Raw genomic sequence first — 21,834 nt, forward strand, 5'->3', positions numbered from 1 at the left:
TGGAATTTTCTTCATGTTCACACGTCATAATCAACCGCCACGGTCGCTGTGGCAAAGAAGAAAAAGTCATTAAGGAATTAAGATGAAGAAACGTGTTTTTGTTATTGCTGCCATCGTGAGCGGCGCCCTGGCGGTTTCTGGCTGCACAACAAACCCTTACACCGGCGAACGCGAAGCGGGTAAATCCGGCATTGGCGCGGGTATTGGCTCTCTGGTCGGCGCGGGCATTGGCGCACTCTCTTCTTCGAAGAAAGATCGCGGTAAAGGTGCACTGATTGGCGCAGCGGCGGGTGCGGCCGTTGGCGGCGGTGTCGGTTATTACATGGACGTGCAGGAAGCCAAACTGCGCGACAAAATGCAGGGAACGGGCGTCAGCGTGACGCGTAGTGGCGATAACATCATTCTGAATATGCCGAATAACGTCACCTTCGACAGCAGTAGCGCCAACCTGAAACCTGCTGGTGCCAACACCCTGACCGGCGTGGCAATGGTACTGAAAGAGTACAATAAAACCGCCGTCAACGTGCTGGGCTTCACCGACAGCACCGGCAGCCAGGATCTGAATATGCGTCTGTCTCAGCAACGCGCGGACTCCGTGGCCAGCGCCTTAATCACGCAAGGGGTTGCCGCTAATCGTATCCGCACTCAGGGCATGGGTCCGTCAAATCCGATCGCCAGCAACAGCACGGCGGAAGGTAAAGCGCAGAACCGTCGCGTAGAGATTACGTTGAGTCCTATGCAGTAATCGTTGAGCCGGGTGGCGGCTTCGCCTTACCCGGCCTACGTTCGACAAGTAGGCCCGGTAAGCGCAGCGCCACCGGGCAAATTACTTGCTTCGTCAGATTTTCCCGCTAAGGTATTCACACGAAATTCAGGGAAATCAGCGATGAGCAAATCAACACGGGCAACCATCAGCGATGTGGCGAAAGCCGCAAAAACCGGCAAGACCAGCATTTCACGCTATCTCAACGGTGAAAAGCACCTGCTTTCCGACGCGCTACTGGCCCGCATTGAACAAGCCATTGCCGATCTCGACTACCGTCCCAGCCTGATGGCAAGAGGACTGAAACACGGTCGTACCCGCCTGATTGGCCTGATCATCGCCGATATTACCAATCCCTACTCCGTCAACGTGTTAAGCGGCATTGAAGCCGCCTGCCGCGATAAAGGCTTTACCCCGCTGGTGTGTAACACCAACAACGAAGTGGATCAGGAACTGCATTATCTTGACCTGCTGCGCAGCTACCAGGTCGAAGGGATTGTGGTCAACGCCGTCGGGATGCGCGAAGAGGGGCTGAACCGCCTGCAGCAGTCTGCGCTGCCGATGGTGCTGATTGACCGTAAAATTCCCGATTTCGCCTGTGATATGGTCGGGCTGGATAACACCCAGGCGGCAACGGTTGCCACGGAACATCTGGTCGAACAAGGTTTTGAAGCCATCCTGTTCCTCAGCGAACCGCTCGGCATGGTGAATACCCGCCGCGAACGCCTGAGCGCTTTTCGCGCCACCCTCGCACAGTACCCCGGCGTTATCGCACAAAATGCCGAAGTCCCGCTCACGGACAATACGCAGTTGGACGAAACCCTGCGCCAGTTCCACCAGCAGCACCGGGGAATGCGCAAAGCCGTTATCTCAGCCAATGGCGCTCTCACACTACAGGTTGCCCGCGCCCTGAAACGCATTGGCCTTAACTGGGGCAGCGATATCGGCCTGCTCGGTTTTGACGAACTGGAATGGGCCGAACTGGCGGGCGTTGGTATTACCACGTTGAAACAACCTACCTGGCAGATTGGCTACACCGCCGTTGAGCAGGTTGTACGCCGGATCGATGGCGGCTCTGCTGCCATTCAGGAACAGGTCTTCTCCGGCGAACTGATCGTTCGCGGCTCTACCGCCCGTTAAATTTCCTTCGTGATGGTGATCATAAATTCAACATCATAAGCTTTTCTTTGGAACCGGTTCCATCTAGCGTTATAGCAAGAACGCTAGTCTGGAGTTTCCATGAAAAGAAAAATTATGGTGGTCACCGCCGCTTACGGCCACGACCAGGTACGGGCCGCTGGCGGGCAAACGGCAATGCTGCCCATTATCGCTGAAGCCGGTGCTGACGGCGTCGAAATCCGCCGCGAATTGCTGACCGACGCCGAGCTGCACACGCTGTCCACGGTGGCATCTGCTATCGAAATCTTCGGCCTGCTGGCCTGTTACTCAGCGCCTGAGCCGTTGTTCCTTGAGGACGGTAGCCTCAATCCCCGACTTCCTGCGCTACTTGAAGAAGCACAGGCCCTGCAGGCGCTATGGCTAAAAGTCTCCCTCGGCCATTTCTCCCATACAGAACAGTTCAACGTGTTACGTGAATGGCTGGACAACAGCGGAATGGAACTGGTTGTCGAAAACGATCAGACCGCCTGCGGACGCCTGAAGCCGATGCAGCGCTTTAACGAAGCCTGCCAGACGCAAAATCTGCCGATATCTCTGACCTTCGATATGGGCAACTGGCTGTGGGTGGGCGACTCCCCGGAACAGGCGGCGCAGAAACTGGCGTCAACCGTTGGGTATATCCATGTCAAAGCCGCCGTTGCACATCGCGACAGCTACCGTGCCGTACCGCCTGATGCAGCCGATCCGCGCTGGCTGACGCTGTTGAAAACGCTGCCGGGCGATGTTCCACGCGGCATTGAGTTTCCCCTGGAAGGGCAGGATTTGGCGGCGGTTACCCGCCGTTACGTCGAGTTGTTACGCGAGGAGTAACGCATGAAAAAGTCACTGGATGTGGTAACGATTGGTGAAGCGATGGCGATGTTTGTCGCCACGCAAACCGGCGAACTGGCGGATGTGGAGCAGTTTATCAAGCGCGTTGCTGGCGCTGAACTCAATGTGGCGACCGGTCTTGCCCGGCTGGGCCTGAAGGTCGGTTGGGTAAGCCGTGTAGGCAACGACAGTTTTGGCCGTTTTATCGTTAAGTCGCTGGAAAAAGAAGGGATTGATGCGCAGGGAGTCACCCAGGACGAGCGTTACGCTACCGGCTTTCAGCTTAAATCTAAGGTCGAAAATGGAACCGATCCCATTGTGGAATACTTCCGCAAAGGTTCCGCTGCCAGCCACCTCAGCATTGAGGATTATCACGAAGCCTACTTCGCCAGCGCGCGCCACCTGCACCTGAGCGGCGTAGCGGCGGCACTTTCTGCCAGCTCTTATGAACTGTTAGCCCATACCGCCCGCACGCTGAAAGCACAAGGGAAGACCATCTCGTTCGACCCGAATTTACGCCCTGTGCTGTGGAAAAGCGAAGCCGAGATGGTGGAAAAACTGAACCGTTTGGCATTCCAGGCCGACTGGGTTTTGCCTGGATTAAAAGAGGGCATGATTTTAACCGGTCAGCAGACGCCTGAAGCCATCGCCGACTTTTATCTGCGCCACGGGGTGAAGGCCGTGATCATCAAAACCGGGGCTGATGGCGCCTGGTATAAAGCCGCCAACGGCGAGCAGGGCTGCGTCGCACCGGTAAAAGTCGACAACGTGGTCGACACCGTCGGCGCAGGCGATGGCTTTGCGGTCGGCGTTATCAGCGCCCTGCTGGAAGGTCGCTCGCTGCATCAGGCGGTGACCCGCGGCAATAAAATTGGCGCTCTGGCCATTCAGGTTCAGGGCGACAGCGAAGGATTACCCACACGTGAACAATTAGGGGAATAAATTCCCGGTCAACTCTGTCTCTGTACCCTACATTCAGAGGCGGCGTAACAGCATAATCAGAGGGCAGTCTATGAATAGCTCAACAAATGCAGCAAAACGCTGGTGGTACATCATGCCAATCGTGTTTATCACGTACAGCCTGGCGTATCTCGACCGCGCGAACTTCAGCTTCGCCTCCGCCGCCGGTATCAACGAGGATCTCGGCATTACTAAAGGGATCTCTTCCCTGCTGGGCGCGCTGTTTTTCCTCGGTTATTTCTTCTTCCAGATCCCAGGCGCGATTTACGCCGAGCGTCGCAGCGTAAGAAAACTGATTTTTGTCTGTCTGATCCTCTGGGGTGGATGCGCATCACTGACCGGCATGGTCAGTAACATTCCCATGCTCGCCGCCATTCGCTTTATTCTCGGTGTCGTTGAAGCTGCCGTGATGCCCGCAATGCTGATTTATATCAGCAACTGGTTTACCAAATCCGAACGTTCGCGCGCAAACACTTTCCTGATCCTCGGTAACCCGGTTACCGTCCTGTGGATGTCCGTGGTTTCCGGGTATCTGATCCAGGCACTGGGCTGGCGGGAAATGTTCATCATCGAGGGCTTCCCGGCCATCATCTGGGCGTTCTGCTGGTGGGTGCTGGTAAAAGACAAACCGTCTCAGGTCGGTTGGCTGTCAGAATCTGAAAAAGCCGCCCTTCAGGCACAACTGGAAAAAGAGCAGCAAGGCATCAAAGCCGTACGGAACTATAGCGAGGCTTTCCGCTCACGTAACGTCATCCTGCTGTGTATGCAGTATTTCACCTGGAGTATTGGCGTCTATGGTTTTGTCCTGTGGCTGCCGTCGATTATCCGCAACGGCGGTGCAAATCTGGGGATGGTTGAGGTTGGCTGGCTGTCATCCGTACCTTATCTGGCGGCGACTGCGGCGATGATCCTCGTTTCCTGGGCCTCCGATAAACTGCAAAATCGTAAGCTGTTTGTCTGGCCACTGTTACTGATAGCTGCTTTCGCTTTTATCGGCTCCTGGGCCGTGGGCGCAGACCACTTCTGGATTTCTTACACGCTGTTGGTTATTGCGGGTGCGGCAATGTATGCCCCTTATGGTCCTTTCTTTGCCATCATTCCGGAAATGCTGCCGCGTAACGTTGCCGGGGGTGCAATGGCGCTGATTAACAGTATGGGCGCACTAGGCTCATTCTTTGGTTCATGGTTTGTCGGCTACCTCAATGGCGCTACCGGCAGCCCGTCAGCCTCGTACATTTTTATGGGGGTAGCGCTTTTTGTCTCAGTATGGCTAACTCTCATTGTGAGGCCGAGTCCTGCCATTGAACACACCGTCGACACTGTGGCAGAACCGCGTAATCAAGGCGGAGGGCGCTGGGCATAGTGAACTATGCCCAAGCCAGACAACGAAGAGTTCGTGGTTCTGACGCGTGTCCCGAAGGGCTGGGGCTATTTTTGCCCATTGCGGCGTTACTCCCAGCTCGTTTGGTTCACCAAACTTCTCTGCTCGTGCCTTGCACTGGGCAAAAATAACCGCCAGCGACGTGCGTGTGCAACGGCAGGACTCGGCCTGAGCCTGCTAATAATCAACAGCTACCTATTGGCGCACGCCACGCTTAAATTTTAACTTACGGAGATTCGCATGAAGCCGTCCATTATTCTCTATAAAGCGTTACCTGACGATTTACTGCATCGCCTGGAAGAGCATTTTACTGTGACTCGTGTGCCTAACCTGCGCCCGGAAACGGTCGCACAGCACGCCGAAGCGTTTGCCAATGCGGAAGGTCTACTGGGCTCCAGTGAAGCCGTCAATACCGCTCTACTGGAGAAAATGCCGAAACTGCGTGCGACCTCCACGATTTCCGTCGGCTATGACAACTTCGACGTCGATGCCCTTAACGCGCGTAAGGTACTGTTGATGCACACGCCAACCGTACTGACAGAAACCGTCGCCGATACGGTGATGGCGCTGGTGTTAAGCACCGCTCGCCGCGTGGTAGAAGTGGCTGAACGGGTGAAGGTCGGTGAATGGACCAAAAGTATCGGGCCGGACTGGTTCGGTACGGATGTGCACCACAAAACGCTGGGGATTGTCGGCATGGGCCGTATTGGCTTGGCGCTGGCACAACGTGCGCATTTCGGCTTTAGCATGCCGATTCTCTATAATGCGCGCCGTCATCATCAGGAAGCAGAAGAACGCTTCAATGCGCGCTACTGCGATCTTGATACGCTGTTACAAGAATCCGATTTTGTCTGCCTGATCCTGCCGTTAACCGACGAAACGCATCATCTGTTCAGCACCGAACAGTTTGCCAAAATGAAGTCTTCCGCCATTTTCATTAACGCCGGACGTGGGCCGGTGGTCGATGAAAAAGCACTGATTGCCGCCCTGCAAAACGGCGAAATTCATGCCGCTGGTCTGGATGTGTTTGAGCAGGAGCCATTACCGGCAGACTCACCGCTGCTGTCGCTGCCAAACGTGGTTGCTGTGCCGCACATTGGTTCAGCCACGCACGAAACGCGCTATAACATGGCGGCCTGTGCGGTGGATAACTTAATCGATTCGCTGCAAGGACGCGTTGAGAAGAACTGCGTAAACCCGCAGGTCGCGCGATAAACAAAAGGCCGGGTAGCGCTTACGCTCACCCGGCCCTCCATATCTTACAGCGGCTTAATTACTGAGCGGCATTCACCGCAGCAGTCCAGGCCTGGTTAAATGCCTGATGTTGAGAAGCCAACGGGCCAATCAGCGTGTTGTACTGACTTGCCTGCTGTGACGTTGGGAACTGGATACCGTTGGCGACAAAGCTCACCTGCGTATCCTGCTGCGCCACAAAATCACCAACCTGCACTAACTGCTGCGTGAAGATTTGCGCTGCAGGGATCAGCGGCTGTAACGCCTCTGCAGGTACAGTGACGACTTTATTGTAAACCTGGTCAAAGACCGGCTTCAGATCTTCGCCCTGCTTCAGCGCGCCATGCGCAGCATCTGCCTGTAGTTTCGCATTCTGCAACTGTTGCCCTAATACACCTAGCGCACCATTTGCCTGACGCAGCGGCTCACGCTGAGTCACATAATCCTGAGGAACACGAATCGCATTTACGCTATCAACCACCGGACGCAGACCGGAGTCCATCGCCTGATTAACCTGCTGCGAATAGCCATACAGAATCGCGTAATCGGACACAAACGGGCCAAACTGTTTTTTCTGATCGGCGGTCAGCGTTGGTAAACGCTCTCCGCTACGCATTGCAGTATTCTGCAGAAAATCGATAAACGCTTTGCGTTGATCGCCTTCTTTATCAAAACACCCACTCAGGCCAACTACCATTAAGAGCGCCAAAACAGGCGCAAACCAGCGAGAGCAGGACTTACCTGTCGCCATTTTAATACTCCTTTCACCCAAAAATGCGCACAACGACACCCGCGTGCCTGACGTTAACAAGGATAGTCCAGGTCAGCCCCGCAAGATACCCTTTCCGCATAATCTTGTGGGGGAAAATAACCGTTCCCACCACCGTTCGTTTTGCTAAACAATGCTGCATTTACTACTCGGCGTCATATTTTAGTCATCTTTACAATCGGAATCGATCGTTCGGAGATCCCGACCTTTATCAGTTTGTTAGCCTGCGAAAGATTGTTGCCCACCGTTTGCTGAAACGAATCCATCTCTCAAACCCCGAATCCGACTTCATTTTTTCCGACTACTCTTAATGAGCTTCGAAGAAATTCACGATCCCGCTGTGTGATTTGTAGGAGTTCTCAATGGAATACAAAGATCCTATGTTTGAACTGCTGAGCAGTCTGGAGCAGATTGTTTTTAAAGATGTATCGCAGACGGTCACTCTGACGCAAAAAACCAACCCTTTCACCGAATTTGAACAGTTACGACGAGGGACGGGTTTAAAAACAGATGATTTTGCCCGAGTAATGGGCGTGACAGTCGCGATGGTTCATGAATGGGAGTCTAAACGCGTAAAGCCTTCCACTACCGAATTGAAGTTAATGCGCCTGATCCAGGCAGATCCAAGATTAAGTAAGCAACTGATGGATTGAACTATTTTTCAATTTTGCTTAAGAACGGTCCTGTAACGGGGCCGTTCCCTTACGAAGGTTATCCACAAAAAAGAAAATAGTAGTTGCATCCACATGCGTAAAATGAGTTAATGCCCTCAACGGTTTGACGTACAGACCATTACAGCAGTTAGTAAGGCAAGTCCCTTCAAGAGTTATCGTTGATACCCTTCGTAGTGAGCATTTCCTTTACTGTTAAAAAATCTGTAAAGCACGCCATATCGCCGAAAGGCACACTTATTTTTTAAAAGGTAATACACTATGTCCGGTAAAATGACTGGTATCGTAAAATGGTTCAACGCTGACAAAGGTTTCGGCTTCATCACTCCTGACGATGGCTCTAAAGACGTGTTCGTACACTTCTCTGCTATCCAGAACGATGGCTACAAATCTCTGGACGAAGGTCAGAAAGTTTCCTTCACCATCGAAAGCGGCGCTAAAGGCCCGGCAGCTGGCAACGTAACCAGCCTGTAAGCTTAAAAAGCTCAAGATTCTGAATCCCTGCCAAACGGCGGGGATTTTTTTTATCTGTACTTCTTAAAACGCCTCGCCCACACGCGTCTTTGCATTACTTTACCCGCAGCCCCTTTGACCTTTCCCTAAGGGCAAGCTTTATAGTGAGCCAGTCTGTATTCCACAACGTTCACAAGGAATTGAAGCTATGTCGAAATCCTCATTACTGCTGGTTTTAGGTTTACTCACCACCGGTAGCGCGTTCGCCGCAACCCCTGAAGCCACTTTTTTGGCGGAACACGGGCTCAGCGGAAAATCCGTCGAGCAAATCGTCGAGGCCATTGACCAGTCTCCACAGAGCCGCCCACTGCCCTACTCGGCATCCGTCACCAGCACTGAACTGAAGCTCTCTTCAGGCGATCAGATCTATACCCTGCCGCTCGGTGACAAGTTCTATCTGTCATTTGCCCCTTATGAATGGCAAACACATCCTTGCTTCAACCACAGCCTTTCCGGTTGCCAGGGCGAAATGCCGGAGAAGACATTCAATGTCAAAGTGACGGATAACAAGGGTGATGTAGTGCTACAAAAAGAGATGAAAAGCGGTCGAAATGGCTTCGTCGGGGTTTGGCTACCGCGCAATATGGCAGGCACCATCGCAGTAAGCTACAACGGCAAAAAAGCGGAGTATCCCATTAAGACCATGGAAGACAGCCAGACCTGTCTGACTAAATTACAGCTGCGCTAACAACATAAAAAAATGCCGGATGGCGCAATGCTTATCCGGCATTTTCTAAGTCAGCTCAGGACCGTTACTGCAGCAGCGAAATATCCGCCACGCGCAGGAACAGTTCGCGCAGTTTTTCGAGCATGGAGAGACGGTTGATACGCAGATCTTTATCTTCTACGTTGACCATCACTTTCTCGAAGAACGCATCAACCGGCTCACGCAGTTCCGCTAACTCAACCAGCGCTTCCTGGTAATGGCCAGCGGCGAAAACTGGCTCCAGCTTATCGCGCAGCACCACAACCTGCATCGCCAGCGCAATTTCTTCCGGCTCTTTCAGCGTTGCCGCATTCACACGGTCATTCAGCGTTTCTTCAGACTTCGCCAGGATGTTCGATACACGTTTGTTCGCGGCAGCCAGCGCGGACGCGGCCTCCAGTGTACGGAAGTGCGAAACCGCCTTCATACGTGCGTCGAAATCAGCCGGACGAGTCGGACGACGCGCCAGCACGGCCTGAATGGTATCGACGGTATAACCTTCGTCCTGATACCAGGCGCGGAAGCGACCAAGCATAAAGTCGATAACGTCATCCACCACGTTGGCGTTGGTCAGCTTGTCGCCATACAGACGAACAGCCTCTTCCGTCAGCGTTTGCAGATCCAGATTCAGGTTCTTCTCAACGATGATACGCAGCACGCCCAGCGCAGCACGACGCAGCGCAAACGGGTCTTTGTCGCCTTTCGGATGCTGACCAATACCGAAGATACCCGCCAGGGTGTCCATCTTGTCAGCAATCGCCACGGCACAAGCCACCGGGTTAGACGGCAGGTCATCACCGGCAAAACGCGGCTGATACTGCTCGTTCAGCGCCACAGCAACATCTTCCGCTTCGCCATCGTGACGCGCGTAGTGCATTCCCATCACGCCCTGGGTGTCGGTGAACTCGAAGACCATGTTGGTCATCAGGTCGCACTTGGACAGCAGGCCAGCACGCGTTGCGTGGTTAACGTCAGCGCCAATTTGACCAGCAATCCAGCCCGCCAGCGCCTGGATACGGTCAGTCTTGTCGCGCAGCGTACCCAGTTGCTGTTGGAACAGCACGGTTTGCAGACGCGGCAGATGGTCTTCAAGGCGTTTTTTACGGTCGGTATTGAAGAAGAACTCGGCATCCGCCAGACGCGGACGAACAACCTTCTCGTTACCGGAGATAATCTGGGTCGGATCTTTCGATTCGATGTTGGCAACGAAGATAAAGTTCGGCAGCAATTTGCCGTCGTTCGCATAAACCGGGAAGTACTTCTGGTCACCTTTCATGGTGTGTACCAGCGCTTCAGACGGAACAGCGAGGAATTTCTCTTCGAATTTCGCGGTAAGCACTACCGGCCATTCTACCAGCGAGGTGACTTCTTCCAGCAGGCTTTCGCTCAGGTCAGCGTTACCGCCAATCTTACGCGCCGCTTCTTCAGCATCGGCTTTGATTTTCGCTTTACGCTCAGCGTAATCCGCAATGACTTTGCCGCGCTCACGCAGGATTTCCGGATACTGATCGGCAGAATCGATAGTGAATTCCGGCTCGCCCATAAAGCGGTGTCCACGGATCACACGATCGGACTGAATGCCCAGAATCGTTGCCGGAATAACTTTGTCGCCCAGCAGCAGAGTCACGGTGTGAACCGGACGCACGAAGTGAACGTCAGACGCGCCCCAGCGCATCAGTTTCGGGATCGGCAGCTTCGCCAGCGAAGTGGCAATCATGTTTGGCAGCAGCGTTTCAGCGCTTTCGCCTTTCACATGCGCGCGATACAGCAGCCATTCGCCTTTGTCGGTAGTCAGACGCTCAGCCTGATCAACCGTGATGCCGCAGCCACGTGCCCAACCTTCTGCCGCTTTGCTCGGTTTGCCTTCAGCGTCAAACGCCTGGGCAATGGCCGGACCGCGTTTTTCAACTTCACGATCGGGTTGAGATTCCGCCAGATTCGCGACTTTCAGCGCCAGACGACGCGGCGCAGCGAACCACTCAACGTTGCCGTGCGCAATGCCAGCGTTATCCAGCTCCGCGGTAAAGTTTGCAGCAAAGGACTCAGCCAGGCTGCGCAGTGCTTTTGGTGGCAGCTCTTCAGTGCCGATTTCCACCAGAAAAGTTTTCTCAGACATGGCCGCCTCTTATTTGTCTTTGTTGCACATCGGGAAGCCAAGGGCTTCACGGGAAGCGTAGTAAGCTTCTGCCACTGCTTTGGTCAGGGTGCGAATGCGCAGGATATAGCGCTGACGCTCGGTGACGGAAATGGCTTTACGCGCATCCAGCAGGTTGAAGCTATGGGCGGCTTTCAGAATACGTTCATACGCAGGCAGCGGCAGCGGATTTTCCAGCGCCAGCAGCTGCTGCGCTTCTTTCTCGTACTGCTCGAAGCAAGTGAACAGGAAGTCCACATCGGCGTATTCGAAGTTGTAGGTGGATTGCTCCACTTCGTTCTGATGGAACACGTCACCGTAAGTGGTTTTACCCAGCGGGCCGTCGCTCCAGACCAGGTCGTAAACGCTGTCTACGCCCTGAATGTACATGGCCAGACGTTCCAGACCGTAGGTAATTTCCCCGGTTACTGGTTTACATTCCAGACCACCAACCTGCTGGAAGTAGGTGAACTGAGTCACTTCCATGCCGTTCAGCCACACTTCCCAACCCAGACCCCAGGCACCCAGCGTCGGGTTTTCCCAGTTATCTTCCACGAAACGGATATCGTGAATGGTCGGGTCCATACCCAGCTCTTTCAGAGAACCCAGGTACAGCTCCTGAATGTTGTCCGGTGACGGCTTAATCACTACCTGGAACTGATAGTAGTGCTGTAAGCGGTTCGGGTTTTCGCCATAGCGGCCATCGGTCGGACGACGGGAAGGCTGCACATAAGCAGTCGCCATCGGTTCCGGCCCCAGCGCACGCAGGCAGGTCATTGGGTGAGATGTTCCCGCGCCGACTTCCATGTCCAATGGTTGAACAATGGTGCAGCCCTGGCGAGCCCAGTAATCCTGTAAGGTCAGGATCAAGCCCTGGAAGGTCCTGGTATCAAACTTTTGCATATTATTTCGTGCTGGATACGTGTGGATTTAAAGGAAGCGATCAGTATACCCGCTGGCTGCAAGATATACAGTACGAAACGGGAAAAAGGGGGAACTTAGCGCATGGAAAGGTGCAAAAACTGCCCGTCTGTATCAAAAGAACAGACAAAACTCTCTTTACGGAAGGTAGAACCACGCATCTCATAGCTGCCCTGGAATTGCTCCAGGCCGGAGATATCAATTTTCTGCGCGCCAGTGTTGTAGCGTTGCGCCGCCTCTTTTTTGCACAATGACTCCATATCCAGCGAACGTGTGGCACTGACCTTAACCTTTTGCGCTTTCTGCGCGGGTGCAGACGGTTGTGTGTCAGCGCACGCTACCAGCAAAAGGGTAGCGATTGCGGGAAAGAAATACTTCATCATCATTTTATTACCGCCTGGTTTGCTGGTCAGTCTTATTATTAGTGTCTGGAAACAGATCCTATTTTGAGAATCTCATCAGACCATCTCAAGCTTTAGCGTAAGAACTCGGATTATTCCAGTGAGCTACGTTCGCAAAATATCGGTCAGACTTTTTTTAATGGACACAGAGGAACTGATGCAGCCCAAAATTTTCTGGATTGATAACCTGCGCGGGATAGCCTGTTTAATGGTCGTGATGATCCACACCACGACCTGGTACATCACCAATGCGCAAAGCGTCAGCCCGATGAATTGGGATCTGGCTAACGTGCTCAATTCAGCCTCTCGCGTCAGCGTCCCGCTGTTCTTTATGATTTCGGGTTATCTGTTTTTTGGCGAGCGTAGCGCCAAACCGCGCCATTTCCTGCGCATCACGCTCTGCATTCTGTTTTACAGCAGCGTGGCGCTGGCCTATATCCTGCTGTTTACCTCGATCAACGCTGAGCTGTCGCTGAAGAACCTGCTGCAAAAGCCGGTGTTCTATCATCTGTGGTTTTTCTTCGCGATCGCCGTCATCTACCTGGTTTCTCCGCTGATACAGGTGAAAAATATCAGCGGCAAGATGCTGCTGGCGTTGATGGTGGTGATAGGCGTGATTGCCAATCCCAATACCGTCTCGCAAAAAATTGGCGGTTTTGAATGGCTACCCATTAACCTGTACATCAGCGGCGACACCTTCTATTACATCCTGTACGGCATGCTGGGCCGGGCGATTGGCATGATGGATACGCAAAAGCGCGCGCTCAGCTGGCTCTGTGCGGCGTTATTCATTACCGCAGTATTTATTATTTCTCGTGGCACATTGCATGAACTGCGCTGGCGAGGCAATTTTGCCGACACCTGGTACCTCTACTGCGGCCCTGCGGTATTTATTTGCGCCGTCTCACTCCTGACGCTGGTCAAAAATACGCTCAGCACACGTACTCTGCCGCTACTGGGCCTTATTTCTCGCCATTCATTGGGCATTTATGGTTTTCATGCGCTGATCATTCACGCACTACGAACCAACGGAATTGAACTCAAAAACTGGCCACCGCTGGATATGCTGTGGATTTTCAGCGCCACGCTGGCAGGCAGTTTACTGTTGTCCATACTGTTGCAGCGCATCGATACGCGCAGGCTGGTGAGTTAACCCCCCATATTTTGCAGACGTAGCAACAAAACTTGCCCCAGTAAACATATGATGAATGCCACCGGATACAGCCCTTTTTCGAGGGGCGATAACGGGGCGTTCCAGACGCCCACCAGCAGCAACCCTATCGTGATGAGTGTGACCATTTGACATACAGAGGCGAAGCGTTCGTCGCTCTGATTGAGATTCACTGCACGCTGATAAACATATGTCACAAACATTCCCGTCATTAGCACGCCCAGAAAATAGCCTTTGCCGCTCAATAACGGGCATGCCTGCCATAAGCCAATAACGTAAATCAGTGCGCCAGACAGGAATAATATCCATGGCAACAGCCTTGTCGTCTTCATTGGGATCTCCTTATCCATCATGGATACAATATGAATAACCCGCTAAAGACAACACAGAAAAATGGCACTACGCCGGACTTTCAGAATAAATCCATGCGTACTAACTATTTATTGGATTGAAATATACATTTGATAAATCCCCTCTGTTTACCAGAGGGGAACGAGGATCAGGACATCAGCGGTTGCAACTGCTGGTAGATTCGGCGGAAGGTTTCCCGACGTTGTTGGTAAAGCGCGTGGCGCCCGGCGTCAGGATAATGCGCTTGTTCCAGCGTAAGCTGAGGCAGAAGGTCTGATAAAGGCCGCTGCGGATTCATGGCAATTTGCGCCAGTCGCGCTGCACCAAGTGCAGGGCCGACATCACCGCCGGTACGATAATCCAGCTGCAATCCGCTGATGTCAGATAGCATCTGACGCCAGTATTCACTGCGCGCCCCGCCGCCAATCAACGTAATGCTGGCGGGCTGCACGCCGCAGGCATGTACCACGTCCATACCGTCAGCCAGTGCAAACCCCACACCTTCCAGCACCGCCTGCGCCAGTTCTGCCGGACCATGCTGATGCGTCAGACCGAAAAATACGCCCTTGGCCTGCGGATTGTTATGCGGCGTACGTTCACCGGAAAGATAAGGTAAAAACCAGACCGGCTCCGCGAGTTCATCAGCCTGTTGCGCAGCGTCAATCAATGCAGGAACGCTCGCCAGTCCGGTTAATTTTGCCGCCCAGTCCAGACACGATGCCGCACTTAACATCACAGACATCAGATGCCATCGCTCAGGCAAAGCATGGCAAAAACTGTGAACCGCACTTTCCGGTTTGCTAAGGAAACCATCACTCACCGCAAAATAGACACCGGATGTCCCCAGCGAAAGCATCGCCTGACCGGCATTCATCATGCCTACGCCAACCGCTCCCGCCGCGTTATCACCACCTCCGGCAACAACCGCAATCTCCTGCATTCCCCAGGCTTTAGCGACGTCTGGCAACAAGGTTCCGGTAATCTCGCTGCCTTCATAGAGCGCAGGCATATGTGCGCGAGTCAGTTTACAGGCAGCCAGCATGACATCGCTCCAGTCACGCTTCGCGACATCCAGCCACATTGTCCCTGCCGCATCAGACATATCGCTGGCAAAATCACCGGTCATGCGCAAACGCAGGTAATCTTTCGGCAGCAGAACTTTATCAATCTGTTTGAAAATCTCCGGCTCGTGGCGTTGCACCCACAGCAGTTTTGGCGCGGTAAAGCCAGGCATCATCAGGTTGCCGGTGATCGCACGAGACTGCGGAACCTGATTCTCCAGCATCACGCACTCTTCACCACAGCGACCATCGTTCCACAGAATAGCCGGACGCAATACCTTCTGTTGCTCATCCAGTAGCGTCGCGCCGTGCATCTGTCCGGCAATCCCCAGCGCTTTCACCTCGCGAAGCGAATGCTGCTGGCCCAATGCTTTCACAGCCCGATCCGTTGCCGACCACCACTGCTCAGGGTCTTGTTCAGACCATAACGGATGCGGGCGCGAGACGGTGAGTTTCTCCGTGTGCGAAGCGACCACATCCCCCTGCTCGTTGAGCAGGATGGCCTTTACGCCTGATGTGCCAAGATCTATCCCGATATACATAAGGCATCGTTCCTTAAAGAAAGGCCCGGTAGCGCGAGCTGACCGGGCTTACGGACGTTCTCAGAAACCCGTTATTTGTCGAACAAATAATGGTTCACCAGATTTTCCAGCAATTCCTGATGACCACTCTGGTGCACCGGCGCCAGGTTATGTTGTTCAGCGTACTGCGCAATTTCCGTCAGCGTCATCTGCCCTTTCAGAATTTGCTGGCCCAGCTCACCATTCCAACCGGCATAACGTTTTGCCACGCGCTGATCCAGACCACCGTCTTCAATCATACGGGCCGCAATTTTCAACGACAGTGCCATGGTATCCATCGCGCCAATATGACCATAGAACAGATCATATTTATCGGTACTCTGACGACGCACCTTGGCATCGAAGTTCAGGCCACCGGTGGTGAAGCCGCCCGCCTTCAGGATTTCGTACATCACCAGCGCGTTCTCTTCTACGCTGTTCGGGAACTGATCCGTGTCCCAGCCCAGCTGCGCGTCACCACGGTTGGCATCAACAGAGCCAAACAGACCCAGCGCGATAGCGGTGGCGATTTCGTGATGGAACGAGTGGCCCGCCAGCGTGGCATGGTTAGCTTCGATATTCAGTTTGATCTCTTTTTCCAGACCGAACTGCTTGAGGAAGCCGTAGACGGTCGCCGCATCGTAGTCGTACTGGTGCTTGGTCGGTTCCTGCGGTTTCGGCTCGATAAGCAAAGTGCCCTGGAAACCGGTTTTGTGTTTGTGTTCCACCACCAGTTGCATGAAGCGACCAATTTGCTCACGTTCCTGACGCAGATCGGTATTCAGCAGCGTCTCATAGCCTTCACGACCACCCCACAGAACGTAGTTTTCACCACCTAACTTGTGCGTGGCATCCATGGCCGTAACCACCTGCGTGGCGGCCCAGCTGAACACTTCTGGATCCGGGTTTGTTGCCGCACCCGCGCCGTAGCGTGGGTTGGTAAAGCAGTTTGCTGTTCCCCACAGCAGCTTCACGCCGCTCTGTTCCTGTTTTGCCGCCAGCACATCAACCATCTGCGCAAAGTTGTTTTTGTACTCTTTCAGTGAAGCCCCTTCAGGCGAGACATCCACATCATGGAAGCAGTAGTAAGGCACGTTCAGCTTGTGGAAGAACTCAAATGCCACGTCCGCTTTGCGTTTCGCCAGCGCCAGTGCTTCACCAGGCTGCTGCCACGGACGATCGAAAGCGCCCATACCGAACATATCCGCACCGTTCCAGCAGAAGGTATGCCAGTAGCAGGCAGCAAAACGCAGATGATCTTCCATACGTTTGCCCAACACGATTTCGTCAGGATTGTAATGGCGAAATGCGAGCGGGTTGGTGGATTGAGTACCTTCAAAACGAACACGATCGAGTTGGTCAAAATAAGCCGGCATAATAAGCTCCATAATCAGGTAATACGGTAAGTAAACTGCGATATGGCTATACTGGAATTTCCTGATTTATTGCTCAATTACGTTATTTCACACCGCTATTAAGAGAATACCCAAACGTGCGCTGGCTCCCAAAAAAACACGCTGAAAAACGAAATAAAAAAGCGATCGCGATCGAAGGTTAGCCATTAAACAAAAAACCGTAATGCGCAGATGAAAAATGACAATTGTCATCCCGCTGACAGTATGTAAATTTTGCCTGGCCTCAGGCAATCAGGAAATTTGTCACGCTTCATCAAGCAGTCGTACCGGCGGTTTTGCTAGTATCGACAGGCCCACGTTAACCTTTCCAGGACAGGTTCTTATGTTTGATAAACGTCACCGCATCACTCTGTTATTCAATGCCAATAAAGCCTATGACCGTCAGGTGGTAGAAGGAGTGGGTGAATATTTACAGGCATCGCAATCCGAGTGGGATATATTCATTGAGGAAGATTTCCGCGCCCGTATCGATAATATTAAAGACTGGCTAGGCGATGGCGTTATTGCCGATTATGACGATGATGACATTGCGCAATTACTTGCCGATGTCGATGTTCCGATCATCGGCGTTGGGGGTTCCTACCATCGGGAGCAAGATTATCCCCCGGTACATTACATTGCTACCGACAACCACGCGCTGGTAGAAAGCGCTTTTCTGCATCTGAAAGAGAAAGGGGTTAACCGTTTTGCGTTTTACGGCCTGCCTTCCTCAAGCGGTAAACGCTGGGCCGCAGAACGTGAATATGCCTTTTGCCAGTTGGTGGCTAAAGAAAAGTACCGAGGCGTCGTCTACCAGGGGCTGGAAACTGCGCCGGAAAACTGGCAGCACGCGCAAAATCGTCTGGCAGACTGGCTACAAACGTTGCCGCCGCAAACCGGCATTATCGCGGTCACCGACGCGCGGGCACGACACGTCCTGCAGGTCTGCGAGCACCTACATATCCCGGTACCGGAAAAGCTATGCGTGATAGGAATAGATAACGAAGAACTGACCCGTTACTTATCACGGGTAGCGCTGTCATCCGTGGCTCAGGGAGCCCGGCAGATGGGCTACCAGGCCGCAAAACTTCTGCACCGCTTGCTGGCGAATGAGGCGCTGCCGCTGCAACGCATTCTGGTTCCTCCGGTGCGCGTGGTTGAGCGGCGCTCAACCGATTACCGCTCCTTGACCGATCCTGCCGTCATTCAGGCGATGCACTTTATCCGCAATCATGCCTGCAAAGGGATTAAGGTTGAGCAAGTTCTTGATTCAGTAGGGATTTCACGTTCAAATCTGGAGAAGCGTTTTAAAGAAGAGGTCGGAGAGACTATTCACGCCGTGATTCATGCCGAAAAGCTGGAAAAAGCGCGCAGTCTGTTGATTTCTACCACGCTTTCAATCAACGAAATTTCACAGATGTGTGGCTATCCGTCTCTGCAGTATTTCTATTCGGTCTTCAAGAAAGAGTACGACACGACGCCAAAAGAGTATCGCGATGTGAACAGCGAAGTGTTGCTGTGAGGATTATTGCCGGATACGGCGAAGCCGCCATCCGGCACACAGAATTACATATGCGCGGCGATTAAACGCTGGTTATCCTGATACATTGCGAACAGATAGTTGTTGTAGCTCTGTCCTTTAGTGGAATAACCCTTCAGCTTATGGATCATCGCGGTAGCGGTGACTTCCTGATCGGCTTTACGCAGCTGCGCACGTGATTTACGGAAAGAAGAGTAAGCCGGGTGCGTGTTCAGGTTGATGACGTAAGCATTCACCGACTCTTTCACCGATTCAAACTGTGAGTAGCCTTTCACCTTACCAGGGGCATTGTTACAACGACCTTTGCCACATTTCATGCCAAACAGGTTGTTGTTGCTACGCGCCAGCTTCGACGTACCCCAGCCGCTTTCGGCCGCAGCCATGGTTGCCACCATGCTCGTCGGGATAATGTCTACGCGCTCAAGCAGCGTATTCCACGGAATTTTACGCGTGTTGCCAGACCAGCTCACCTTGTAGCGCTTCGCGATGTCTTTCATACGCGTACGCTCAGTCGGTGACCAGCGGTTCTGGTACTGTTTTGAAATCAGCCAGTTACGGTCCGCAGTAATGGCAGCATTTTGACTGGTAATATAAGGCATAACCGTCCGGAGAAACGCTTTTTTCCTTGGTGTTCCGGAAGGGTATTTTCGCAAATCAGGAAGTGAACTACTCTTTGCACTATTGCGAGAATACTCTTGTTTACTGCTAACCTGTTTATTACTTGCCTTGGTTATCTGAGGCTTGTGACTCGTTGTCGCCGTGTGTGTCTTTGCCAGCACCTCACCCGAAAATGCAATGGTGAGTAACATAAGAATCATTGCCCCATATCGTCGAATGGGAGTCAATATCATTAGGTCTCCTGGTCGGATTTATACATTCCAACACCTTATATTTTTCACAAAAATGAGAGATGAATCTCAAATCATATCAAAAATAGCCGTCAAGAGCACCCAAAGGAATAGTCCAATTCTGAAACTATGTCACGCATTAACGGTTCAGGGTGCCATTAATTCGAAGAAAATGTAGAGGGTATCGCAAAACAAGTTCATTTTTTGAACGCGATCGCTCACCCTCACTTCTCCTCCTGGCGGAATCGACTCAAAGGATGAGTTTCCAGCCTGATTTCACTGGCAAACTGGTGAAAACAGCAGCACCAAGGACAGCATTATGAAACTTGCCGCCGTTGCGCTGGCGCTCATGCCCGGCATTGCCATCGCCTCATCATGGACTTCTCAGGGACTCCCCACCTTCGAAGCGGAAGGTACGGGTAAATTCGTCAGCCATGCAGCGTTGACGAAGGGTACTCGTCCTTTAATCCTAAATTTTGACCAACAGTGCTGGCAGCCTGCTGATGCGATAAAACTCAACCAGATGCTATCGCTAAAACCGTGTGAAGGCGCGCCGCCGCAGTGGCGTTTATTCAAAGACGGCGATTACACGCTGGAAGTCGATACCCGCTCCGGAACGCCAACGTTGATGCTCTCGGTAAAAAGCGCCGCAGACCCTGTCACGACCCAGATTCGCCAGTGCCCGAAATGGGATGGTTCGCCGTTAACACTGGATGTGAGCCAGACCTTTCCGGAAGGTGCCGTGGTGCGCGACTACTACAGCAAACAAACGGCAACGGTAAAGAATGGGTCGATTACCCTACAGCCTGCCGCAGCCAGTAACGGGCTGTTGCTGCTGGAACGGGCGGAAACCGATGCCCCGGCTGCTTTCAACTGGCATAACGCTACGGTGTATTTCGTTCTGACGGATCGCTTTGTAAATGGTGACCCAGGCAACGACCACAGCTACGGACGTCGCAACGACGGCATGCAGGAAATTGGCACTTTCCACGGTGGCGATTTGCGCGGACTCACCAGTAAACTCGACTACCTGCAACAGTTGGGCGTCAACGCCTTGTGGATCAGCGCACCGTTTGAGCAAATTCACGGTTGGGTCGGCGGTGGCACCAAAGGCGATTTCCCCCACTACGCTTATCACGGCTATTACACTCAGGACTGGACTACGCTCGATGCGAATATGGGTAATGAAGCTGACCTGCGTGCCCTGGTTGACGGTGCGCACCAGCGCGGCATTCGTACCCTGTTCGATGTCGTCATGAATCATACCGGCTACGCCACGCTGGCGGATATGCAGGAGTATCAGTTTGGGGCGCTGTACTTGTCGGGCGATGAACTGAAAAACACGCTCGGTGAACGCTGGACGGACTGGAAGCCAGCCGCCGGGCAAAGCTGGCACAGCTTTAATGATTACATCAACTTCAGCGATAAAACAGGTTGGGAAAAATGGTGGGGGAAAAACTGGATCCGTACCGATATTGGCGATTACGACAATCCTGGCTTTGACGACCTGACCATGTCACTGGCCTTCCTGCCCGATCTGAAAACCGAATCCACCACGCCTTCCGGGCTGCCAAACTTTTATCAGCACAAACCAGATACGCACGCTAAAGCTATCGCCGGTTACACGCCCCGCGATTATCTGACGCACTGGCTCAGCCAGTGGGTGCGTGATTACGGGATTGACGGCTTTCGGGTTGATACCGCCAAACACGTCGAGCTTCCCGCCTGGCAGCAATTAAAAACACAGGCCAGCGCAGCGCTGGCTGAATGGAAGAAAGCCAACCCGGATAAAGCGCTGGATGATAAATCTTTCTGGATGACCGGCGAGGCCTGGGGTCACGGCGTGATGCAAAGCGACTATTACCGACACGGCTTTGATGCGATGATCAATTTCGACTATCAGGAGCAGGCGGCAAAGGCCGTCGATTGTCTGGCAAATATGGATGTCACCTGGCAACAAATGGCTGAAAAACTGCAGGATTTCAACGTCCTGAGCTATCTCTCCTCGCACGATACGCGTCTGTTTCGCGAAGGTGGAGACAAAGCCGCCGAGCTATTGCTGCTGGCGCCTGGCGCGGTACAACTCTTTTACGGCGACGAGTCGGCCCGACCCTTTGGACCAACAGGCTCAGACCCATTGCAGGGCACGCGCTCAGAAATGAACTGGCAGGATGTGAGCGGGAAATCTGCCACCAGCGTCGCACACTGGCAGCGCATCAGTCAGTTCCGAGCCAGACATCCCGCCATCGGCGCCGGTAAACAGACTACGCTTACCCTGAAGCAGGGATACGGATTTATCCGCGAGCATGACGGCGATAAGGTGATGGTGGTGTGGGCCGGCCAGCCCTGATCCCAACAGGCTTCCCGCTGTGCATACGGCGGGAATCCCAACACAAAATAAAAAACCAGCCAGGCAAACATCTGCAGCACAAAACATCAATCCGGTCCGTTTCCCCTGATTTGCACCC

The 21,834-nt window shown here is 53.1% G+C and carries 20 protein-coding genes; 12 read left to right on the forward strand and 8 right to left on the reverse strand.

Annotation, left to right across the window (positions count from 1 at the left end; all coding sequences use genetic code 11):
• Positions 1-82: 82 nt before the first annotated feature.
• The 6 genes from SK34_RS10560 (at position 83) to ghrB (ending at position 6,308) form a co-directional block, all read left to right on the forward strand.
• Entirely contained in the window at positions 83-745 is a 663-nt protein-coding gene (locus tag SK34_RS10560; protein WP_003837719.1) for an OmpA family lipoprotein, read from the forward strand.
• Between the two features lie 141 nt (positions 746-886).
• Positions 887-1,903: a LacI family DNA-binding transcriptional regulator gene (locus SK34_RS10565; RefSeq protein ID WP_003837718.1), complete on the forward strand. Its 1,017-nt coding sequence runs from the start codon at positions 887-889 to the stop codon at positions 1,901-1,903.
• A gap of 99 nt (positions 1,904-2,002) precedes the next feature.
• Positions 2,003-2,752 carry a sugar phosphate isomerase/epimerase family protein gene (locus SK34_RS10570; protein ID WP_003024284.1) on the forward strand — a complete coding sequence of 250 codons (750 nt, stop codon included), beginning with the start codon at positions 2,003-2,005 and terminating at the stop codon, positions 2,750-2,752.
• Between the two features lie 3 nt (positions 2,753-2,755).
• The gene (locus SK34_RS10575) at positions 2,756-3,694 is read left to right on the forward strand and encodes a sugar kinase (protein ID WP_003837715.1); all 939 of its coding nucleotides are present in this window, start codon (positions 2,756-2,758) and stop codon (positions 3,692-3,694) included.
• 70 nt (positions 3,695-3,764) lie between these two features.
• The gene (locus SK34_RS10580) at positions 3,765-5,075 is read left to right on the forward strand and encodes an MFS transporter (RefSeq protein ID WP_044700397.1); all 1,311 of its coding nucleotides are present in this window, start codon (positions 3,765-3,767) and stop codon (positions 5,073-5,075) included.
• Positions 5,076-5,333: 258 nt separating this feature from the next.
• Entirely contained in the window at positions 5,334-6,308 is a 975-nt protein-coding gene (gene ghrB / locus SK34_RS10585) for a glyoxylate/hydroxypyruvate reductase GhrB (RefSeq protein WP_003837711.1), read from the forward strand.
• A gap of 58 nt (positions 6,309-6,366) precedes the next feature.
• Here ghrB and SK34_RS10590 read toward each other — a convergent pair whose 3' ends face one another.
• Positions 6,367-7,077 (reverse strand): DUF3053 domain-containing protein, encoded by a 711-nt coding sequence (locus SK34_RS10590; protein ID WP_003837709.1) that lies wholly within the window; start codon positions 7,075-7,077, stop codon positions 6,367-6,369.
• A 380-nt stretch (positions 7,078-7,457) separates the two neighbouring features.
• On the opposite strand from SK34_RS10590, the gene SK34_RS10595 reads away from it, so the two are divergent.
• The 3 genes from SK34_RS10595 to cueP all read left to right on the forward strand — a co-directional run bounded on the left by SK34_RS10595 (position 7,458) and on the right by cueP (position 8,967).
• Positions 7,458-7,748 (forward strand): HTH-type transcriptional regulator, encoded by a 291-nt coding sequence (locus tag SK34_RS10595; RefSeq protein WP_003024273.1) that lies wholly within the window; start codon positions 7,458-7,460, stop codon positions 7,746-7,748.
• Positions 7,749-8,027: 279 nt separating this feature from the next.
• Positions 8,028-8,240 (forward strand): transcription antiterminator/RNA stability regulator CspE, encoded by a 213-nt coding sequence (cspE, locus tag SK34_RS10600; RefSeq protein ID WP_000014594.1) that lies wholly within the window; start codon positions 8,028-8,030, stop codon positions 8,238-8,240.
• Between the two features lie 187 nt (positions 8,241-8,427).
• Positions 8,428-8,967: a copper-binding periplasmic metallochaperone CueP gene (cueP, locus tag SK34_RS10605; protein WP_003024269.1), complete on the forward strand. Its 540-nt coding sequence runs from the start codon at positions 8,428-8,430 to the stop codon at positions 8,965-8,967.
• 64 nt (positions 8,968-9,031) lie between these two features.
• Here cueP and glyS read toward each other — a convergent pair whose 3' ends face one another.
• The 3 genes from glyS to SK34_RS10620 all read right to left on the reverse strand — a co-directional run bounded on the left by glyS (position 9,032) and on the right by SK34_RS10620 (position 12,426).
• A complete protein-coding gene (gene glyS / locus SK34_RS10610) occupies positions 9,032-11,101 on the reverse strand; it encodes a glycine--tRNA ligase subunit beta (protein ID WP_003837705.1) in 2,070 nt (689 codons plus the stop codon).
• Positions 11,102-11,110: 9 nt separating this feature from the next.
• Positions 11,111-12,022 (reverse strand): glycine--tRNA ligase subunit alpha, encoded by a 912-nt coding sequence (gene glyQ / locus SK34_RS10615; RefSeq protein WP_001168551.1) that lies wholly within the window; start codon positions 12,020-12,022, stop codon positions 11,111-11,113.
• A 95-nt stretch (positions 12,023-12,117) separates the two neighbouring features.
• Entirely contained in the window at positions 12,118-12,426 is a 309-nt protein-coding gene (locus SK34_RS10620; RefSeq protein WP_048232989.1) for a YsaB family lipoprotein, read from the reverse strand.
• 172 nt (positions 12,427-12,598) lie between these two features.
• On the opposite strand from SK34_RS10620, the gene SK34_RS10625 reads away from it, so the two are divergent.
• Positions 12,599-13,594 carry an acyltransferase gene (locus SK34_RS10625; protein ID WP_048233797.1) on the forward strand — a complete coding sequence of 332 codons (996 nt, stop codon included), beginning with the start codon at positions 12,599-12,601 and terminating at the stop codon, positions 13,592-13,594.
• Here SK34_RS10625 and yiaB read toward each other — a convergent pair.
• The 3 genes from yiaB to xylA form a co-directional block, all read right to left on the reverse strand.
• A complete protein-coding gene (gene yiaB / locus SK34_RS10630) occupies positions 13,591-13,944 on the reverse strand; it encodes an inner membrane protein YiaB (RefSeq protein ID WP_003844581.1) in 354 nt (117 codons plus the stop codon). The genes SK34_RS10625 and yiaB overlap by 4 nt on opposite strands.
• Before the next feature lie 167 nt (positions 13,945-14,111).
• Positions 14,112-15,566 (reverse strand): xylulokinase, encoded by a 1,455-nt coding sequence (gene xylB, locus SK34_RS10635; protein ID WP_048232995.1) that lies wholly within the window; start codon positions 15,564-15,566, stop codon positions 14,112-14,114.
• A gap of 71 nt (positions 15,567-15,637) precedes the next feature.
• Positions 15,638-16,960: a xylose isomerase gene (gene xylA / locus SK34_RS10640; RefSeq protein WP_003024252.1), complete on the reverse strand. Its 1,323-nt coding sequence runs from the start codon at positions 16,958-16,960 to the stop codon at positions 15,638-15,640.
• Positions 16,961-17,321: 361 nt separating this feature from the next.
• Between xylA and xylR the strand changes: the two genes are divergently transcribed.
• Entirely contained in the window at positions 17,322-18,500 is a 1,179-nt protein-coding gene (xylR, locus tag SK34_RS10645; protein ID WP_003024250.1) for a D-xylose utilization transcriptional activator XylR, read from the forward strand.
• A gap of 44 nt (positions 18,501-18,544) precedes the next feature.
• On the opposite strand, the gene SK34_RS10650 is transcribed toward xylR, so the two are convergent.
• On the reverse strand, positions 18,545-19,369 hold the full coding sequence (locus tag SK34_RS10650) for a protein bax (protein ID WP_048232998.1): 825 nt from the start codon (positions 19,367-19,369) through the stop codon (positions 18,545-18,547).
• Between the two features lie 316 nt (positions 19,370-19,685).
• On the opposite strand from SK34_RS10650, the gene malS reads away from it, so the two are divergent.
• Entirely contained in the window at positions 19,686-21,716 is a 2,031-nt protein-coding gene (gene malS / locus SK34_RS10655; RefSeq protein ID WP_048233000.1) for an alpha-amylase, read from the forward strand.
• Positions 21,717-21,834: the final 118 nt, after the last annotated feature.

It is taken from the genome of Citrobacter sp. MGH104 (assembly GCF_001034485.1).
Classification (GTDB): Bacteria; Pseudomonadota; Gammaproteobacteria; order Enterobacterales; family Enterobacteriaceae; genus Citrobacter; species Citrobacter freundii.

What these genes read in the sequence shown, in the direction of transcription:
- SK34_RS10560 (WP_003837719.1), top strand. Translation starts at nt 83, where the DNA reads ATGAAGAAACGTGTTTTTGTTATTGCTGCCATCGTGAGCGGCGCCCTG.
- SK34_RS10565 (WP_003837718.1), top strand. Translation starts at nt 887, where the DNA reads ATGAGCAAATCAACACGGGCAACCATCAGCGATGTGGCGAAAGCCGCA.
- SK34_RS10570 (WP_003024284.1), top strand. Translation starts at nt 2,003, where the DNA reads ATGAAAAGAAAAATTATGGTGGTCACCGCCGCTTACGGCCACGACCAG.
- SK34_RS10575 (WP_003837715.1), top strand. Translation starts at nt 2,756, where the DNA reads ATGAAAAAGTCACTGGATGTGGTAACGATTGGTGAAGCGATGGCGATG.
- SK34_RS10580 (WP_044700397.1), top strand. Translation starts at nt 3,765, where the DNA reads ATGAATAGCTCAACAAATGCAGCAAAACGCTGGTGGTACATCATGCCA.
- ghrB (WP_003837711.1), top strand. Translation starts at nt 5,334, where the DNA reads ATGAAGCCGTCCATTATTCTCTATAAAGCGTTACCTGACGATTTACTG.
- SK34_RS10590 (WP_003837709.1), bottom strand. Translation starts at nt 7,077, where the DNA reads ATGGCGACAGGTAAGTCCTGCTCTCGCTGGTTTGCGCCTGTTTTGGCG.
- SK34_RS10595 (WP_003024273.1), top strand. Translation starts at nt 7,458, where the DNA reads ATGGAATACAAAGATCCTATGTTTGAACTGCTGAGCAGTCTGGAGCAG.
- cspE (WP_000014594.1), top strand. Translation starts at nt 8,028, where the DNA reads ATGTCCGGTAAAATGACTGGTATCGTAAAATGGTTCAACGCTGACAAA.
- cueP (WP_003024269.1), top strand. Translation starts at nt 8,428, where the DNA reads ATGTCGAAATCCTCATTACTGCTGGTTTTAGGTTTACTCACCACCGGT.
- glyS (WP_003837705.1), bottom strand. Translation starts at nt 11,101, where the DNA reads ATGTCTGAGAAAACTTTTCTGGTGGAAATCGGCACTGAAGAGCTGCCA.
- glyQ (WP_001168551.1), bottom strand. Translation starts at nt 12,022, where the DNA reads ATGCAAAAGTTTGATACCAGGACCTTCCAGGGCTTGATCCTGACCTTA.
- SK34_RS10620 (WP_048232989.1), bottom strand. Translation starts at nt 12,426, where the DNA reads ATGATGATGAAGTATTTCTTTCCCGCAATCGCTACCCTTTTGCTGGTA.
- SK34_RS10625 (WP_048233797.1), top strand. Translation starts at nt 12,599, where the DNA reads ATGCAGCCCAAAATTTTCTGGATTGATAACCTGCGCGGGATAGCCTGT.
- yiaB (WP_003844581.1), bottom strand. Translation starts at nt 13,944, where the DNA reads ATGAAGACGACAAGGCTGTTGCCATGGATATTATTCCTGTCTGGCGCA.
- xylB (WP_048232995.1), bottom strand. Translation starts at nt 15,566, where the DNA reads ATGTATATCGGGATAGATCTTGGCACATCAGGCGTAAAGGCCATCCTG.
- xylA (WP_003024252.1), bottom strand. Translation starts at nt 16,960, where the DNA reads ATGCCGGCTTATTTTGACCAACTCGATCGTGTTCGTTTTGAAGGTACT.
- xylR (WP_003024250.1), top strand. Translation starts at nt 17,322, where the DNA reads ATGTTTGATAAACGTCACCGCATCACTCTGTTATTCAATGCCAATAAA.
- SK34_RS10650 (WP_048232998.1), bottom strand. Translation starts at nt 19,369, where the DNA reads ATGATATTGACTCCCATTCGACGATATGGGGCAATGATTCTTATGTTA.
- malS (WP_048233000.1), top strand. Translation starts at nt 19,686, where the DNA reads ATGAAACTTGCCGCCGTTGCGCTGGCGCTCATGCCCGGCATTGCCATC.